This window comes from Flavobacterium phycosphaerae, from assembly GCF_010119235.1.
Taxonomy (GTDB): Bacteria; Bacteroidota; Bacteroidia; order Flavobacteriales; family Flavobacteriaceae; genus Flavobacterium; species Flavobacterium phycosphaerae.
Genome location: NZ_JAAATZ010000001.1, coordinates 2610611 through 2627254, shown reverse-complemented (window position 1 = coordinate 2627254; position 16644 = coordinate 2610611). Strand labels below are relative to the sequence as shown.

Annotated in this window: 17 protein-coding genes; 11 read left to right on the top strand and 6 right to left on the bottom strand. The window is 37.7% G+C overall.

What is annotated here, in order from left to right:
* Nucleotides 1–16: 16 nt before the first annotated feature.
* Nucleotides 17–409 carry a hypothetical protein gene (locus GUU89_RS11740; protein WP_162128093.1) on the top strand — a complete coding sequence of 131 codons (393 nt, stop codon included), beginning with the start codon at nucleotides 17–19 and terminating at the stop codon, nucleotides 407–409.
* On the opposite strand, the gene GUU89_RS11735 is transcribed toward GUU89_RS11740, so the two are convergent.
* Nucleotides 406–2175, bottom strand: coding sequence for an ABC transporter ATP-binding protein (locus tag GUU89_RS11735; RefSeq protein ID WP_162128092.1), 1770 nt, complete (start codon nucleotides 2173–2175; stop codon nucleotides 406–408). The genes GUU89_RS11740 and GUU89_RS11735 overlap by 4 nt on opposite strands.
* Before the next feature lie 182 nt (nucleotides 2176–2357).
* Here GUU89_RS11735 and GUU89_RS11730 point away from each other — a divergent pair, with 182 nt between their 5' ends.
* The 8 genes from GUU89_RS11730 (at nucleotide 2358) to GUU89_RS11695 (ending at nucleotide 6491) form a co-directional block, all read left to right on the top strand.
* Nucleotides 2358–2852: a nuclear transport factor 2 family protein gene (locus tag GUU89_RS11730; RefSeq protein ID WP_162128091.1), complete on the top strand. Its 495-nt coding sequence runs from the start codon at nucleotides 2358–2360 to the stop codon at nucleotides 2850–2852.
* A gap of 69 nt (nucleotides 2853–2921) precedes the next feature.
* Complete coding sequence (locus GUU89_RS11725; RefSeq protein ID WP_162128090.1) at nucleotides 2922–3362, top strand: SHOCT domain-containing protein; 441 nt, start codon at nucleotides 2922–2924, stop codon at nucleotides 3360–3362.
* 25 nt (nucleotides 3363–3387) lie between these two features.
* The gene (locus tag GUU89_RS11720; RefSeq protein WP_162128089.1) at nucleotides 3388–3930 is read left to right on the top strand and encodes a GNAT family N-acetyltransferase; all 543 of its coding nucleotides are present in this window, start codon (nucleotides 3388–3390) and stop codon (nucleotides 3928–3930) included.
* A gap of 44 nt (nucleotides 3931–3974) precedes the next feature.
* Nucleotides 3975–4499, top strand: a complete 525-nt coding sequence (locus GUU89_RS11715) for a DinB family protein (RefSeq protein ID WP_162128088.1) — start codon at nucleotides 3975–3977, stop codon at nucleotides 4497–4499.
* An 11-nt stretch (nucleotides 4500–4510) separates the two neighbouring features.
* On the top strand, nucleotides 4511–4987 hold the full coding sequence (locus tag GUU89_RS11710) for a helix-turn-helix transcriptional regulator (RefSeq protein WP_235922031.1): 477 nt from the start codon (nucleotides 4511–4513) through the stop codon (nucleotides 4985–4987).
* Between the two features lie 83 nt (nucleotides 4988–5070).
* Nucleotides 5071–5589: a DUF4199 domain-containing protein gene (locus GUU89_RS11705; protein ID WP_162128087.1), complete on the top strand. Its 519-nt coding sequence runs from the start codon at nucleotides 5071–5073 to the stop codon at nucleotides 5587–5589.
* Nucleotides 5590–5616: 27 nt separating this feature from the next.
* Entirely contained in the window at nucleotides 5617–6003 is a 387-nt protein-coding gene (locus GUU89_RS11700; RefSeq protein WP_162128086.1) for a DUF1801 domain-containing protein, read from the top strand.
* A gap of 74 nt (nucleotides 6004–6077) precedes the next feature.
* A complete protein-coding gene (locus tag GUU89_RS11695) occupies nucleotides 6078–6491 on the top strand; it encodes an OsmC family peroxiredoxin (RefSeq protein WP_162128085.1) in 414 nt (137 codons plus the stop codon).
* 66 nt (nucleotides 6492–6557) lie between these two features.
* Here GUU89_RS11695 and GUU89_RS11690 read toward each other — a convergent pair whose 3' ends face one another.
* The 4 genes from GUU89_RS11690 to GUU89_RS11675 form a co-directional block, all read right to left on the bottom strand.
* Entirely contained in the window at nucleotides 6558–9530 is a 2973-nt protein-coding gene (locus GUU89_RS11690; RefSeq protein WP_162128084.1) for a fibronectin type III domain-containing protein, read from the bottom strand.
* Nucleotides 9531–9637: 107 nt separating this feature from the next.
* Nucleotides 9638–11620 (bottom strand): protein-disulfide reductase DsbD family protein, encoded by a 1983-nt coding sequence (locus GUU89_RS11685; RefSeq protein WP_162128083.1) that lies wholly within the window; start codon nucleotides 11618–11620, stop codon nucleotides 9638–9640.
* Entirely contained in the window at nucleotides 11617–12930 is a 1314-nt protein-coding gene (gene tilS, locus GUU89_RS11680) for a tRNA lysidine(34) synthetase TilS (RefSeq protein WP_162128082.1), read from the bottom strand. The genes GUU89_RS11685 and tilS overlap by 4 nt, the downstream gene beginning before the upstream one ends.
* A 21-nt stretch (nucleotides 12931–12951) precedes the next feature.
* A complete protein-coding gene (locus tag GUU89_RS11675) occupies nucleotides 12952–14235 on the bottom strand; it encodes an anthranilate synthase component I family protein (protein ID WP_162128081.1) in 1284 nt (427 codons plus the stop codon).
* Between the two features lie 215 nt (nucleotides 14236–14450).
* Here GUU89_RS11675 and GUU89_RS11670 point away from each other — a divergent pair, with 215 nt between their 5' ends.
* Both GUU89_RS11670 and GUU89_RS11665 read left to right on the top strand, forming a co-directional pair.
* Entirely contained in the window at nucleotides 14451–15356 is a 906-nt protein-coding gene (locus GUU89_RS11670) for a DUF4349 domain-containing protein (RefSeq protein ID WP_162128080.1), read from the top strand.
* A gap of 98 nt (nucleotides 15357–15454) precedes the next feature.
* On the top strand, nucleotides 15455–15829 hold the full coding sequence (locus tag GUU89_RS11665) for a DoxX family protein (RefSeq protein ID WP_162128079.1): 375 nt from the start codon (nucleotides 15455–15457) through the stop codon (nucleotides 15827–15829).
* 44 nt (nucleotides 15830–15873) lie between these two features.
* Here the strand turns inward: GUU89_RS11665 and GUU89_RS11660 are convergent, their stop codons facing one another.
* A complete protein-coding gene (locus GUU89_RS11660; RefSeq protein ID WP_162128078.1) occupies nucleotides 15874–16509 on the bottom strand; it encodes a peroxiredoxin in 636 nt (211 codons plus the stop codon).
* Between the last annotated feature and the right edge of the window lie 135 nt (nucleotides 16510–16644).

Genomic DNA, 16644 nt, shown 5'->3' with positions numbered 1-16644 from the left:
CGTTTTTTTAAGGAATATGATAAACCAAATTAACAAACTAATCGATATAAACCTGTTGCTGTTATTGGCTTTAGAGCGCAATTCTATGACCTTGAATGACTTTAAAGACGATCAAGGCAACAAACTACAAGGGGCTAAAATATTGGCCGATATCATGCTGCAAAAAGAACTCATCCGTCCAACACCCGAAGAAGAATTTGGGTATGAATTAACCGCATTCGGCAAGCACATTGTTGAAACCGGAGGTTGGCTGGAGTATTTAAACCAACAAAAAGAAATGGAAAACCAAACCACCTTGTCAGACGAATTCAAAAGTTTAAAGAGTAAACCTAAAAAGCCCAACTTAGAATTAATCGTAGCCGGGCTTATCCTTATTTTTTTGTGCTTATTAATCGCTTCTTGTATTTAACCATTAGCTTCCTGATGATGGGCACGCTCTCCAATTTGTTGACGCCACATAGCATAATACAAGCCTTTTTCGTCTAACAAATCCTGATGTTTCCCTTGTTCGATAATTTGTCCCTGCTCTAATACAAATATCTTATCCGCATGCATAATGGTCGATAAGCGGTGGGCAATCAAAACCGTAATCTGATCTTGTTTAGAAGAAATATTTCGGATGGTTTTAGTAATCTCTTCTTCTGTAATCGAATCTAAGGCTGAAGTAGCTTCATCAAACAACAATAACCTTGGGTTGCGCAATAAGGCTCTGGCAATAGAAAGACGTTGCTTTTCACCTCCCGAAACTTTGATACCGCCCTCGCCTATTGTGGTGTCAATTCCTTTCTCAGCACGGGCTAATAAATTTCCACAAGCCGCTTTTTGCAACACATCAAACAATTCCTCATCAGTAGCCGAAGGTTTTACAAACAACAAGTTGTCTTTAATGGTTCCGGAAAACAGTTGCGCGTCCTGAGTCACAAAGCCTAACTGCTGTCTTAATTCGGTCAGGTCGATATCTTTGGCGTTCTTTTCGTTATAAAAAATGTTCCCTTCCTCCGGGGTATACAAGCCCACTAACATTTTTACCAAAGTCGTTTTACCACTTCCTGATGGGCCGACAAAGGCAATGGTTTCACCGGCTGAGGCTTCAAATGAAATATTCTTTACCGCATAAGAACTGGCGGTTTGGTGTTTAAACGAAATTTGCGAAAACTTCAAGTTATGAATGGGCCCAATGGTTTGCGGATGCAAGGGTTTCTCTTCGCTTTTGGCATTCATTAAACCGGCAAAATTATCCATTGAAGCTTTGGTTTCGTTATAGGTAGCAATCACATTCCCCAATTCCTGCAACGGATTAAACAAAAAGAACGAGAAAAACATCAGCGTAATTAAATCACCCGGTTTGATAATGCCATTAAAAATGAACATGTAAAGTGCAAAGACCAAACTGGTTCGCATGAAATGTACGGTAGTGCCCTGCACAAAACTAAGCGAACGAATAAAGCGTACTTTCTTCAATTCTAATCCTAAGATTTTGATGGTGGTGCTGTTTAACCGGTTGACTTCCTGTTCGGTCAAGCCCAAGCTTTTTACCAATTCGATATTGCGTAACGATTCTGTAGTAGCTCCGGCTAAGGCGGTAGTTTCTCCCAGTATTTCGCGAGAAACCTTTTTGATTTTCTTGCCCAAAAACGAACTGATAAAAGCAATGACCGGTACCGTGGCTAAAAAGATTGGTCCCAACAGCCAATGAATATTAATAGCATAAACCACCACAAAGGTGATTCCGATTAGCGTTTGAAAAACCATTGAAATCGAAAGCGTAATAAACTTTTCGCAATCAATTTTTACTTTTTGCAGTTTGCCCAACGTTTCACCACTGCGCTGGTCTTCAAAATCCTGATACGGCAATTGCAATGCTTTCTGAATGCCATCCGTATACATACGGGCACCGGTGCGCTGAATGATAATATTGGTAAAGTAGTCTTGGAAGTTTTTGGCAATCCTCGACATCATAGCAGCTCCCAAAGACAAGGCCAACCAGCCCAAAACGGCTTTGGTAAAAGCAGCATAATCGTGATTAAAATGGGCAACCCCAACCCCACATTGGTTTAATAATTTTCCGATAATGATAGAATCACTGAGCGAAAAGCATTGATTAATAGCGGCTAAAAACAGCGCCAAAAACAACAGCGATTTATGTTCTTTAATATAAGCGTATAATATTTTCATGGATATAATTTCTAAAAAAAACAGAGATGCAAAACTACAACTATATGAATGTTTTTTACTTAAATAGTATACTTTTTATCTATACCTATTTAGTTAAAATTATAGTTATAGGAAGGACCGCTTTCCTAAGTGCATAAATCAAAAAATAAGTATATTTACCTGTCAATCAAAAAATCAAATTTATGTGTTTAAAAAAAACAATACTGCTGCTAACAGTTGCCGGCTTGCTCCTTTCCTGCGGTACGGCTAAAAACGAAACCTTGGAGTACACCAAAAAGTACCATCCTGACAATCCCGAACTATACAACGAAATCCTAAAACAAGACAGCCTCTTCTTTGGCTATTACAATACTTGTGAGGTTAATTTAGAAAAATATGGCAATTATTATGATGAAGGCATTGAATTCTATCACGACCAAGGCGGCTTGATGACCTCTAAAACAGCCATCATCGAAAGTACTAAAAAATACATTTGCGGTAAAGTCACCCGCACCTTGGTAAAAGGCAGCGTCGAAGTATATCCCATCAAGGATTTTGGAGCAATTGAAATAGGATTGCACTATTTTAAAAACAATACCAATCCGCCCGACGAGCCTATAAAAACAGGGCGCTTTATGATAGTTTGGGAAAAGAAAAACAACGCCTGGAAAATTAAAAAAGTAGTCAGTTTACATTAATAAATATCGTTTTCAACAAAAGAAATAATAGTATCTTAGCCTTATATCGAGTAATACAAATGATTTAATATGAAAAAGTTTTTAGGCATTGTAATTTTATTTATCGGACTCTTGTCGTTAATCATTGGAATGGCTTGTCTTATTGACGCCGAATCCAGAAACAAAACACTCGACGGACAGGAACAAAATGAACTCACTGCCCGATACCGAGATGACAATAACGACCAACGTTCTTTTGGCGCAGCTTCCGCAGTGATTGGATTAGTCTTTTTCATCGCCGGCTTCAGAATGGTTTCGGCTAAAACCAAAAATCAAATCAAGAAAGAAGCTGAGCTGGAAAAACTAAAAGCCAACATCAACAAACTGGGCGATTTGACAGCTACCGATTTACAACAGACAAAAGAGGTAAGCCATGTCATCAACCAAATAGAAAAACTGGGCGATCTAAAAGCTAAAGGACTCCTGACCGAAGAAGAATTTGAACAACAGAAAAAGAAAGTATTAGAATAATTTTAAACCAAAGTCATTTACTATCATGTCACCTTTTGAAACACTTAGCACAGCAAGGCTTTTATTGCGAAAACTAACTCCGGAAATCTTTGATTATATCTACCTTCATTATTCGGATGCAGAGCTAATGACTTTCTTAGGAACCGCCGATGAAGCAGCGTTGGCAAAAGAAAAAGAAAAGCACCGAAAAGGACTGGCTACCTTCAATAAATCATTTTGTTATTTCCTGATTTTAGACAAAAACACTACCAAAATTATCGGCTGGTGTGGTTTTCATACATGGTATTTAGATCATAATCGGGCAGAAATCGGATACGGTTTATTTGACGATGCTTACAAACAAAAAGGAATCATGAGTGAAGCTGCCAAAGCCATATTAGATTATGGTTTTGGACCAATGAACCTGCATCGGGTTGAAGCACTGATTGGTAAAGACAATATGGCTTCCTTGAGTTTGGTAAAGAAATTTGGTTTCACTCAGGAAGGTCTGTTGCGAGAACATTATTTTACCAACAATACTATAGAAGACTCAGTTGTATTTGGATTACTGCGCCAAGAATATCAATAGCAAGCTAATTAATCCTTATTTTTGATAAACTAATAATAACTCCCATGAAATTCAATTTACCAAAAGCGATAGAAGTCCTAACCCGCACTCCGACTGTGTTGGAAACCTTATTGCAAGGACTGAGTGAAGAATGGATTTTTCAAAATGAAGGCGAAGAAACCTGGAGCCCTTACGATGTCATGGGGCATTTAATTCACGGAGAAAAGGCCGATTGGATAGAACGCATGGAAATCATTCTTTCTGATGGTCCCAACAAAGCCTTTAAGCCTTTTGACCGGTTTGCTCAGTTTGAAGAAAGTAAAGGCAAAAACTTAGCACAACTGCTTGCCGAATTTAAAACCTTACGTCAACAAAACCTAACCACTCTGCAATCGAAAAAAATAGATGCAGTTGCTTTGACTAAAAAAGGTATTCATCCGGCCTTTGGCGAAGTTACCCTCGAACACTTATTGGCCACTTGGGTAGCACATGATTTAGGACATTTAGCCCAGATTGCTAGAGTCATGGCAAAACAATACAGCAATGAGGTAGGTCCGTGGAAAGAATACCTGCCCATTTTACATAAATAAACACAATACGCTTGGAAAAACTAAAACGCCATAAAGAAAGTGTCAGTTATGCTATTGCCATGGCAGTACTAATGCTGTTATTGCGTTGGCTCGAATTTAAGTTTATCATCCTGCAACATCAGTATGAAATTTACATTGGAATTATTGCTCTGTTTTTTTTGTTTTTTGGCATTTGGATAGCTAATAAAATTGTAGAGCCTAAAGTGACAACTGTAGTATTGGAAAAAGAAGTGCGCATTTCGGATACTCCATTTGTACTAAACGAAAAAGAATTATCGGAACGAAAAATAAGCAAACGAGAGTTGGAAGTACTAACTCTTATGGCGGAAGGAATGAGCAATCAGGAAATAGCCGAACACTTATTTGTTTCGTTAAATACCATCAAAACCCACAGCGCGAAACTCTTTGAAAAACTGGAAGTAAAACGACGTACTCAAGCCATTGAAACAGCCAAAAAATTACAGCTGCTGCCTGGTACTTTAGGGTGATATTAGTTAAAATCACCCGAAAGGATGAGTGGTTTGTATAGCGAATTAAAAATCTTTGCGGTCTAATTCTAAACAAAATTAAAATGAAAAAAATTGTACTTACTTATGGTCTTATCGCCGGAGCAATAGTAACGGCTTTTATGATTTTTGCCACCTACTCCTATTACACTAATCCTGATTTCAAAGGCAGTGAAGTATTGGGATACAGTGGTATGCTGGTGTCATTCGCTTTTATATTTATCGGCATAAAAAGTTACCGCGATAAGCAAAACGATGGTGTGATAACTTTTGGAAAAGCAATGGTAATAGGATCGCTTATAGCGTTCATTGCCTCCAGTATCTATGTGGGCGTTTGGCTCATCGAATATTATTGCTTCTTTCCCGATTTTATGGATAAGTATGCTGCATCTGCCATAGAAAAACTAAAGACATCCCAAATAAGCACGATTGAAATGAAAATCAAAATAGCGGAAATCAATGAATATCGCGAAATATACAAAAGCACTATCGGTGTAATTTTATTTACTTTTTTAGAAATACTACCTTTAGGATTAGTCATTGCTTTAATCAGTGCCTTAATTTTGAAACGAAAGGCAAAATAAAAACGGAACTCCATCGAAATAAGACACATGACACAGGCAGAACAATTCATAAATGATTTAGAGCATCCGCTAAAACCGGAATTGCTTGAGCTAAGGAACTATATTAAAACTCAATTCCCGGAACTCAATGAAATCATTAAATGGAATGCTCCCAGCTATCAGTATGACGGTATTGACTTTCTGACCTTTAAATTGTTTCCGCCCAAAAACATTCAGTTAATTTTTCATCGGGGTGCCAAAAGTAAAGAACAACCAAAACAGCACTTCATTACAGAGGCCAGTGCATTATTACAATGGCCTGCCAACGACAGAGCGGTTGCTACTTTCGCTTCTTTTGGAGATATTCAAAAACAACAAGCTGTGCTCAAGCAATGCATTCAGCTTTGGATAGAACAGCTTAGTTTGATACCGTAAAAAGATTTAACAAAAGGCTAATACGGTTCATTGCTATTTTTCTTAACTTTAAAGTTCATTTAAAATTTTTAGGTATGAAAAGAAATGCAATAGCCGTTTGGAACGGCACCGGAAAAGATGGCAAAGGTCATTTAACCACACAAAGTACAGTTTTAAATCAAACACAATACTCCTTTGGTTCCCGTTTTGAGAACGGTGTGGGCACCAATCCTGAAGAATTAATTGCGGCGGCACACTCGGGTTGTTTCACTATGAAATTAGCCTTCAATCTGCAGGCAGCCGGCTTCACTCCAACCGAATTAAAAACGAGTTGTGATATCGTGTTTGAAGATGGTAAAATTGTGGCTTCTAATCTGCAATTAACGGCTAAAGTAGAGAGTATTTCAGATGATAAGTTTGCCGAATTGGTTAAAGATGCCGAACAAAACTGCCCGATTTCGCAATTGTTAAATACGGCAATCACCGTTACCCATACTTTGAATAGCTAATTGAAAATTAGTATAAACAAAAAAGTCCCGGTTTCCCGGGACTTTTTTTATAGTGTAAAACTATGATTATTCTTTTATTACTTTAATTGTTTTTACTGCACCATCTTCGGCTGTTACTTTTACTAAGTAAGTACCTTTTGGTAAGTTAGACATAGTAATTTGTGATTGGTCAGCATTGATGGTTTTAGCTAGTACTTCCTGACCTAGGATATTATACACAGCCACTTTAGCAATCGTTTTGTTGTATCCGATATTCAATACATCTTTCACAGGGTTTGGATAGAATGTAAATTTATTAGATTCAAAACCGGGAGTAGCTAATGTTTCAACTATTGATATATCATCCACAAACAGATAAAATTGATCTGCAGCAGAGTAAGCGTTAAATCCAAAGTAGTAATCCCCTGAAACAGCTGGTGTGAATTCTACCAAACCTTGTAAGGCTGAAGAAGTAGTAGTACCACCGGTAATTCCTGGATGATCTGCTAAAGCATTAGTCATAGCTGAATCAATTGGAGAATCACCGAAGGCAACCTTTAAGTTTTCAATATAAGTGGTACTGTTATTACCATATTTATATGAAATTGTGTAGCTAGTTCCTGCTGTTAATGTTATACCATTAGTATAGAACCAAGTGTTCGCTGCATTAGGAATACTATAAGCGTAACGCAATGTTTTTGAAGTGAAACCATAACCAGGATTACTAACAACAGTCCAGTTATTACCGGGACCTAAATTTTGAGTTGCTGTACAGGTCGGAACTGCCGGAACTGTAGCTGATTCAAAATCCTGAGAATAAGGCACCGTTGAGGCAGGACAAGGAGTGGTAAATGTACCTGCAATACTCCAAATACTGCTATCAGAAACAGAACATACTGATCTTACCCAGAAATAATAAACAGATGAAGAAGCTAAACCATTTAAATCAACAGTCAAAACATCAGCACCAACCGATCCTGAAGGTGTAGTTGAGGCCGTTGGAGCTGTATTAGTTGTAGCATAATAATATTCATAACCATTTGCCGGCGGAGTAACAGAAGCTGTCCAAGCAATAGTAGCTGATGTTTGTGTAATATTACTAACAACTAAACCTGTTGGTTCAATACAAGTTGGTATTGGCTCCCAATTAACATCATCAATTAAAATACTATAGCCTAAAGTACCTTTGTGTCTGAAAGCTAATACTTGATTAGCTCCTGGGTCAGTTCCTAATTCAGCTATAAATGTATCATAAACTGTAATTGACGTAGTAGTAAACGACTGTAGCGGTACAAAAGTAGTGGCATCAGCCGGATCTGTTAAATAACCAACTTCAACTGTATCACCAGCTGTAAAATTACCTCTGGCTCTAAAACGTAATCTGTGGGTGGCGTCACCGGCATTAGAAATCGGTCTCATAGCAACTACGGCCTGACTTGCAGTCGATCCGCTATAAATGTATAAGTTATTTGGTGTTGAAGTGGTAGTGGCAGATGCCTGAACATAAGAAGTTCCTAATGGACCTACTTTAGCCCAACAAGTTGGGAAAGCAACGGCCGAATCAAAGTTTTCAGTAAAATCAGTAACAGCATTACATAATGTAGTAAAGCTGGTTACAGCAGTCCAAATTGAAATATCAGAAACACTACATACCGAGCGAACCCAAACATAATGAGTTGTCGCTGATGGTAACGAAGATAAATCAACAGTAGTAATACCGGCTCCTACACTTCCGGTTGGTGTTGTTGAAGCAGTTGGAGCTGTATTTGTAGTCGAAACATAGTACTCATAACCATTAGCAGGATCTGTAACGGCAGCATTCCATGATACAGTCGCGGCATCAGTACTTACATTAGAAATAACCACAGCTGTTGGTTCAATACAAGTTGGTATCACTTCCCAATTCACATCGTCAATTAAAATACTATATCCCAGATTTCCGGCATGTCTGAAAGCTAATACTTGATTGGCTCCAGGGGCTGTTCCTAATTCAGCAATAAATGTATCGTAAACGGTAATTGAAGTGGTAGTAAATGATTGAAGCGAAACAAAAGTGGTAGCATCTGCAGGGTCTGTTAAATAACCAACTTCAACTGTATCACCAGCTGTAAAATTACCTCTGGCTCTAAAACGCAATCTGTGGGTAGCATCACCGGCATTAGATACCGGTTTCATAGCTACTACCGCCTGACTAGCAGCCGATCCGCTATAAATGTATAAATTATTTGGTGTTGAAGTTGTAGTGGCAGATGCCTGAACATAAGAAGCTCCCAATGGACCTACTTTAGCCCAACAAGCCGGGAAAGCTACAGCAGAATCAAAGTTTTCAGAGAAATCAGTCACAAGGTCACAGGCTGTTGCAAAGTTAGCTACTACACTCCAAGTCGAAGTGTCTGAATTACTACAAACAGAACGCACCCATACATAGTAATTGCTGGCTATTGTTAAACCTGATAAATCTGCCGTAAGTATATCTGCTGCTACACTTCCTGATGGCGTAGTAGAAGCGGTTGGTGCTGTACTAGTAGTCGCATAGTAATATTCGTAACCATTCGCAGGTGGTGTATCGGAAACATTCCATGAAATAGTTGCTGTAGTGGTTGTGATATTTGAAGCTACTACACCGGTTGGTGCTTGACAAGAAGCTAAATATTTTACTTGCGAATTGTGACAAGTTGCTGCACCGGCACAAGAAGAGTCATCTGCATAGTGCAGTCTAACAGAATCTGATGTAATACCGGTAATCGTTAATGGTGATGTTCCGTACTGAATAACATTATCTGATAAGTCAGTTACAGTCAGAAATAAATGAGTTCCTTGACCACCTGCAGAACCTGATTGTACTGAGAACAAATAATTTTGTCCTACCAACAAACCGGTAACTGTTGAATATTCCGTTCCGTAAGCACAAGTAGTAATGGTCTGCGCTACACCGGAATTGTTAGAAACACCTGAGCCAAAAGCCGCTGTTCTGATACATTGCGCACTGCTGAAGGAGTACGTCAATAAAAATAATAGCAAGGCCAAGTTGTGCCATCGCCTCAAAGTAATTTTTCTCATAATAGTTAGATTTTAATAATTGGAATACAAATATTATAAAAATCTTCTAAAGAAAATAATTAATAAGCCGAATTAACAGCAACTATTTAAGTTACACCAAGTTTTATTTATTTAAATTGGGCAATACCCTGTTTTAACCAAGCTAAATATTCTTTAGCATCCGGAGTATAACTAATGGGTTCGTTGAGTTTTTGTTCTTTTAAATCGGTTAAAACATAGAACGGTTGCGTATTGGTTTTATAGCGTGTAATGATAAAATCAGTCCATTTGTCGCCAATGGTTACAATTTCATTACCGGTTGTTTTGGAAACCATTTGTTCTTCTTTTGGCAAATCTCTTTTATCATCCACATACAATGAAATCAAGACTACTTCATTTTTCAGTACTTGCAAAACTTTTTCATCCGACCAGACATTGATTTCCATTTTGCGGCAATTCACACAAGCAAACCCAGTAAAATCAAGCATTACCGGTTTGTTTACCTTTTTAGCATAAGCCAATCCTTTATCATAATCCGTAAAAGTCATAATTCCGTGTTCGCCTATCTTAGCACCTTCTGGAAGTCCGTCATTGTTGACTGCTGCCGTATTTCCAAAAAACCCGGTTGGACTTTCGCTATAGGTTTGAGGTGGCGGAAAAGCACTGATTAATTTTAACGGCGCTCCGAAAAGCCCGGGAATCATGTATATGGAAAACGCTAAGACTACTACTCCCAAGGACAATCTTCCCACCGAAAGATGTGTTACCGGACTATCATGAGGGGTCATAATTTTACCAAAAAGATACAAAGCCCAAGTGCCAAAAATGGCTATCCAAATCGCTAAGAAAACTTCTCTTTCAAGCAAATGCAACTGCAATACTAAATCGGCATTAGATAAAAATTTAAAGGCTAAAGCCAACTCTAAAAAGCCAAGCGAAACTTTTACGGTATTCAACCATCCTCCAGATTTTGGCAAGGATTGTAACCAACTTGGGAACATGGCAAACAACATAAACGGCAAAGCCAAAGCGGAAGAAAAACCAAGCATTCCAACAATTGGTGCGATACCGCCTTTAGACGCCGATTCTACTAGAAGTGTCCCAACTATTGGTCCGATACAAGAAAATGAAACAATGGCTAACGCCAATGCCATGAACAATATGCCTATAATCCCTCCTCTATCGGCTTGTCTATCAACTTTATTGGCCCAAGAATTAGGCAACATGATTTCAAAAGCCCCCAAGAAAGAAGCGGCAAAAATAACCAACAATAAAAAGAAAAATACATTAAACCAAGCGTTGGTCGATAAAGCATTCAAAGCATCAGCACCAAAAACACCGGTGATAACCAACCCTAAAACTACATAAATGGCGATGATGGAAATTCCGTATAAAATAGCATTGCGTTTTCCTTGTCCGGGGTTTTTACTTTGTTTGGTAAAAAAGCTCACGGTCATAGGAATCATTGGGAATACACAAGGCGTTAATAAAGCAGCTAAACCTCCTAAAAAGGCCAAAAAGAAAATAGTCCACAAGCCTTTTTGCTCTCCCGGTTTTGGGGTTTCCGTTACGGTCTTCACCTCTTCTTTTGATACTTCTTTTACAGTATCTGTTTCAGCAACTTTCACCGTATCTACTGCAGCAACAGCCGTTGTATTGGAACTTGCCGGAATGTCAAAAGTAAAATCTTTTTTATCATTGATGCAGGCTTGTTTGCAAACCTGATAATCAATTTTAACTTTAATGGAAGTCAGTTTAGGGTTTATAATTTTCACCTTTTGAGTGAAAACCACTTGCTTTTCGAAATAGTATTCATCTACTCCAAAAACATCGTTGAATTGCTTTTTATATGGAGATTCTTTGGTTTTACCAACCAACTCGTAATTGCCTTTGGCGTCTTCAAATTTAAATTCTGCCGGCAGTGGACCATCGGCCGGAGTAAATTGGGAATATACATGCCATTCGTCATCTATTTTCCCGGTCATTACCAAGTTGAATTCGGCATCAGCAGTCTTTTCAATTTTGGAGGTCCATTTTACTGGTTTTACAATTTGTGCATTGGTATTTGCAATAGCCAAAAGAAGCAAAAGTGCGGTAACTAATTTATTCATTCCTGAAGTTGTATTTGTAGAGTTTTAGTTGTTTGTTTTGTTATTTTAAATCGGTCATCAGCTCTTTTTCCAATAATCCAAACAATTTGATTGTCAGAACATAAAAGCCAAGTATTTAATTTATCAGGTAATGATAATTTTTCATCTTTAAAAAACTTACTTACCTTCTTTTTTCCATTCATTCCTAATGGATAAAAAACATCACCTTCTTGCCATTTTCTTATTTGCAACGGAAACTGAAGTTTTTCTTCGTCAACAAAGATAACATTAGTTGATTGAAGAGAAATGTCAGTTACATTGCAAAAGGCAAGTTTTAAGGGAATTTTAACTTCATGTGACTCCTTCTTGGTAATCCAAAAGACTTCTTCTTCTTTAGCAGACTGTTTTGGAAAAAGCAATAAACGACTCCTGTCTTTCAGCAAAATATGGGTCTCAGACAAAACTTGTTTTCCGGATTGAGCCTCTATTAAATTGAACACCGCCTTCCAATCGGTAAAACCAAACGGATGCAGCCAATGGAATAAATAGGCTTTATAATTTTGGTATTTCAACAACTTTTTCAAGTTGATGGTGGTATGATTCCCTTCTTGTTTGACTATTTTTTGATATAAATTCAAAGCAGCGTCTTCGGCCAATGATTGGGTTTGTTTCAAATAACTAACTGTATTTTCAAAAGAAGTCAGCAAACTCGGATTGAGTTCTTTCAAAACCGGAATCACGTCGTGACGGAGTTTGTTACGCAAATATTTATCGGAAGCATTGCTACTGTCTTCGCGCCATGGTACTTTATTTTCTTTGGCAAAGGCCGTTATTTCTTCTCTGGGAAAAATCAGTAAAGGTCGAATGACTGTGTCGTTTTGCTGCGGAATTCCGGTCAACCCTTCTAATCCCGTTCCTCTGGTAAAGTTGATTAAAAACGTTTCCAAACTGTCATCCAAATGATGTGCCGTCAGTATATAATCGTAATCATGATTTTGCAAAAGGGTTTCAAACCATTCGTAACGAAGCTTTCTGGCCACTAGCTGAATGGACATTTTATGTTCCTCAGCAAAAGCAGCCGTGACAAATTTTTCGACAAAAACCGGAATATGCAATTCGTCGCAAATAGCTTTTACAAACTGTTCATCGTCATCGCTTTCATCGCCACGCAACTGAAAATTACAATGCGCCACCGCAAAAGGGAACTGCAACTGATGACACAAATACAACAAAACCATACTGTCAACCCCTCCGCTAACCGCCAAAAGCAATCGCTTTTCTTTTAGAAAAGGAAAATGGGAGTCAATATGATTCTGAAATTGTTGCAACATAATCAAAAGTAGTAATTATTTCTATTGTAGGACTTCAAACATAGCTTTAGCCTTTAACAAGCATTCGGCATACTCTTGCTCAGGAACTGATAAGGAAGTGATAGCACTACCCACAGAAAATGATAAATACTGCTTTGGGGCATTGTATAAAATACTTCGGATAACAACGTTGAAATCAAAGTCACCATTGGGTTTAAAATAGCCAACGGCGCCACTATACAAGCCACGTTTTGTTTCTTCGAGTTCCTCTATGATTTTCATGGCCGATATTTTTGGAGCACCGGTCATACTACCCATAGGAAAAGTGGTTCTGAGAATTTCAACCGGAGCGGTAGTATTGTCCACTTCGGAAACTATGGTGGAAATCATTTGGTGGACTTGCTCAAAAGAATAAACAGCGCATAATTCTTCGACTACTACTGACCCTTTGGTGGCGGTATGCGATAAATCGTTGCGAACCAAATCAACAATCATAATATTTTCGGAGCGTTCTTTTGGATTATTTGCTAATTCGATTTTTGATTTTTCATCTGAAACAGCCTCTGTAAAACGCTTAGCCGTTCCTTTAATCGGCTGGGAAATAACTTTACTTCCTTCTTTTCGTATATAACGTTCTGGCGAAGCAGAAAGTAAAAAATGGTGGTTGTTTTTAAAATAAGTCGCAAACGGTGGTTTAGAAATACTATTCAGCTTCCGGTAAATTTCTAACGGATTTATAGTAGCATTTTCGGCATAAAATTCCATGCAAAAGTTAGCCTCATAAATGTCGCCGCGATGAATATGCTCCAGCATTTCGGTTACTTTTTGAAGATAGCTTTCTTTCGAAATTCGTTGCTTAATGCTCAATGGTGAATGTTCAATGGCAAAAGGTAAATGGTTTTGAAGTGCTGAGAAATCGCTTTCTATTTCATCATCACATAAATGCAAATACTGAATTTCGACTTCATCCCTTTTTACCAAAAACAATTTCTTGGGTTGGAAGAAAAACAAATCAGGAAACTCCAATCCGTCAAAATTATCAGACTGCAATGGCTCAACGTCATTTTTCATATCATAGGCCAAATAGCCAAACAACCAATCTTTAGTTTGTTGCTGGTATTGTTTCAAGTCTTCAAAAGCATTGTGATAATCTGTTTTTACAGCAGTAAAAGCATCCACTGCCAAAACATAATCATAGTCAGAATACTGCTGGTGATACGTATTAGAATCCAAAAAAACTACTTCTCTAAACTGCTGCGCCCAACCCAGCAATTGGTTTTTGAAAGCTTCGGGATGGTCAATTTTTTTTGAAAGAATGGTTCTCAAGAATTTGGTTTTTTAAGGTTCTCAAAATTACGATAAAAATAATTCTCGGCACAAAACCACAAAGCTGAAAATTTTGGCACGCTTTTTAGTAGGAATGATTATAGCATTTAACCCGTAATTCATTTTAGTATTGATAGAAAACTACACTTTGTCTTTTGCATGATTATCCACTGACAGGGAAAACTCTATTACTAACATTTAAAATGAATGAAAAAATGAAACACTTATCAAAATTGACTTTGGCATTGCTCCTATTCGGATTGGTCTTTGCCTGTAAACAAGCTGACAACAATGCGGAAGCCTCCGCAGAAGGTAAAACAACTACCCTTGCCGACAGTACCGCTGTTGAGACCAACTCTTCAAATGCTATTCTTCAGAAAAAACAACCGGAACGAAAATTTGTTCGGACGGCCGATTTAAAATTCAAAGTGAAGAACGTAGCTAAATCGACTTACGCTATTGAGAAGATTGTTGGGCAACACGGTGGGTTTATCACTTTTACCGATTTAAAAAGCACTGTTAACGAGCACGATGAAACCCAAGTGAGTCAAGACAGTACTTTAGAAACCACGCGTTACACCGTTGACAACACCATTACACTTCGCGTTCCTAACACTCAATTAGATTCTGTTTTGACCGCCATGACCAAAGAAATTGATTTTCTGGACAGTCGTCTGATTAAAGCCGATGATGTCTCTTTACAATTATTGTCAAATAAATTGGCTCAAAAACGTATTACCAACAGCCAAAAACGGTTGGAGAAAGGCATTGACACTAAAGGCAAAAAACTAAATGACATCACCACTGCCGAAGACAAAGCACTTGATAGAGCCACTGAAAGCGACGACACGGTAATACAAAATCTTTCTTTGCAAGATCAAGTACAGTACAGCACCGTGACTTTGTATTTGTACCAAAGAGAAACGGTTAAAAAAGAATTAGTAGCCAATGAAAAAAGTTCCAATGCTTACAGACCTCATATCGGTTTACAACTATGGGATAGCCTGAAAACCGGTTGGTATATGTTGGAAAGCATTATTGCTTTTGTAGCGCAGCTTTGGTCGTTACTGCTTATTGCGGTTTTGGGTTATATTGCTTATAAAAAATTACTGAAAAAATAAATCGTAGTTGTCTGAATGTTAAATAAATACCATTGGTTTCTGCCTTTGGTATTTTTTTGTTTAACTTTGATAGTACATTAATCAAAAAACTATCAATCATGAAAATCACTACCATTATTATCAGAGTCTTAATCGGATTATTTTTATTGTTTGCTTCTATCAGTTTCTTTTTAAAATTAACTCCCGAAACCGAAGCGACCGGAAATTTCAAAGCCTTTAACACAGGGTTAATTGCTTCTGTTTATTTGATGCCCTTGGCAAAAGCTGTTGAATTGTTGTGTGGCTTATCGTATGTTTCAGGGAAATATGTAACTCTGGCCAATATTGTTATTTTACCGGTAACCCTAAACATTTTACTAATCAATTATTTCATGGCACCGGCAACTTTGCCTATAGCCATTGGACTTTTCCTAGGTAATATGTTTTTAATTTACCGCTACTGGAACAACTATAAGTCGGTTTTTACCCCATAAAAAAACGTCCCGATTGGGACGTTTTTTTATCATTCAATGAACAATTAATTATGACTCAAATAAGCCGCTGTACTGTTTCGGTCAGCATGCATAGCCTCTTCTCCTTTTTGCCAGTTTGCCGGACAAACTTCTCCAACGGTTTGTACGTGTGTATAAGCATCGATTAATCTTAAATACTCATTTACATTTCTTCCTAAAGGCATATCGTTTACACTTTCGTGGAAAATTTTTCCTGTTTCATCAAGTAAATAAGTGGCTCTGAAGGTTACGTTAGAACCTTCTAAAATCTCATCATTCAACTCAGCGTCATAAACCCATTCCGCATCTAAAATATCTAAAGCAGCCGCTAGATTACGGGTAGTATCAGCCAAAATCGGGTACTTAACCCCTTCAATTCCTCCTTGATTTTTTGGTGTATTCAACCAAGCAAAATGTACTTCGTTAGTATCACAAGAAGCACCAATTACCATAGTATTTCTTTTTTCAAATTCTTCTATAGCTGCCTGAAAAGCGTGTAATTCGGTTGGACAAACAAAAGTAAAATCCTTTGGATACCAGAACAAAATCACTTTTTTGTTGTTTTTTGTCGCTTCTTCTAAAACGTTAATTCTTAAATTTTCTCCCATAAATGAGATAGCGTCTACCGTAATACTTGGGAATTTCTTTCCTACTAATGACATAATGTATAAGGTTTAAATGTTATATTTTTTTTGATGGCGCAAAACTACTAAATCTCCTTAGTCTTGCACATGATTTTCATCATATTTCATTATTTTTTTATAGTCAGTTCTTATTTGATAATTTTTCCAAAAAAA

Bases quoted from the DNA above. Each gene is read 5' to 3' on its own strand.
- GUU89_RS11740 (WP_162128093.1), top strand. From the start codon at position 17: ATGATAAACCAAATTAACAAACTAATCGATATAAACCTGTTGCTGTTA.
- GUU89_RS11700 (WP_162128086.1), top strand. From the start codon at position 5,617: ATGACACAGGCAGAACAATTCATAAATGATTTAGAGCATCCGCTAAAA.
- GUU89_RS11670 (WP_162128080.1), top strand. From the start codon at position 14,451: ATGAAACACTTATCAAAATTGACTTTGGCATTGCTCCTATTCGGATTG.
- GUU89_RS11690 (WP_162128084.1), bottom strand. From the start codon at position 9,530: ATGAGAAAAATTACTTTGAGGCGATGGCACAACTTGGCCTTGCTATTA.
- GUU89_RS11725 (WP_162128090.1), top strand. From the start codon at position 2,922: ATGAAAAAGTTTTTAGGCATTGTAATTTTATTTATCGGACTCTTGTCG.
- GUU89_RS11695 (WP_162128085.1), top strand. From the start codon at position 6,078: ATGAAAAGAAATGCAATAGCCGTTTGGAACGGCACCGGAAAAGATGGC.
- tilS (WP_162128082.1), bottom strand. From the start codon at position 12,930: ATGTTGCAACAATTTCAGAATCATATTGACTCCCATTTTCCTTTTCTA.
- GUU89_RS11685 (WP_162128083.1), bottom strand. From the start codon at position 11,620: ATGAATAAATTAGTTACCGCACTTTTGCTTCTTTTGGCTATTGCAAAT.
- GUU89_RS11735 (WP_162128092.1), bottom strand. From the start codon at position 2,175: ATGAAAATATTATACGCTTATATTAAAGAACATAAATCGCTGTTGTTT.
- GUU89_RS11720 (WP_162128089.1), top strand. From the start codon at position 3,388: ATGTCACCTTTTGAAACACTTAGCACAGCAAGGCTTTTATTGCGAAAA.
- GUU89_RS11715 (WP_162128088.1), top strand. From the start codon at position 3,975: ATGAAATTCAATTTACCAAAAGCGATAGAAGTCCTAACCCGCACTCCG.
- GUU89_RS11730 (WP_162128091.1), top strand. From the start codon at position 2,358: ATGTGTTTAAAAAAAACAATACTGCTGCTAACAGTTGCCGGCTTGCTC.
- GUU89_RS11665 (WP_162128079.1), top strand. From the start codon at position 15,455: ATGAAAATCACTACCATTATTATCAGAGTCTTAATCGGATTATTTTTA.
- GUU89_RS11660 (WP_162128078.1), bottom strand. From the start codon at position 16,509: ATGTCATTAGTAGGAAAGAAATTCCCAAGTATTACGGTAGACGCTATC.
- GUU89_RS11705 (WP_162128087.1), top strand. From the start codon at position 5,071: ATGAAAAAAATTGTACTTACTTATGGTCTTATCGCCGGAGCAATAGTA.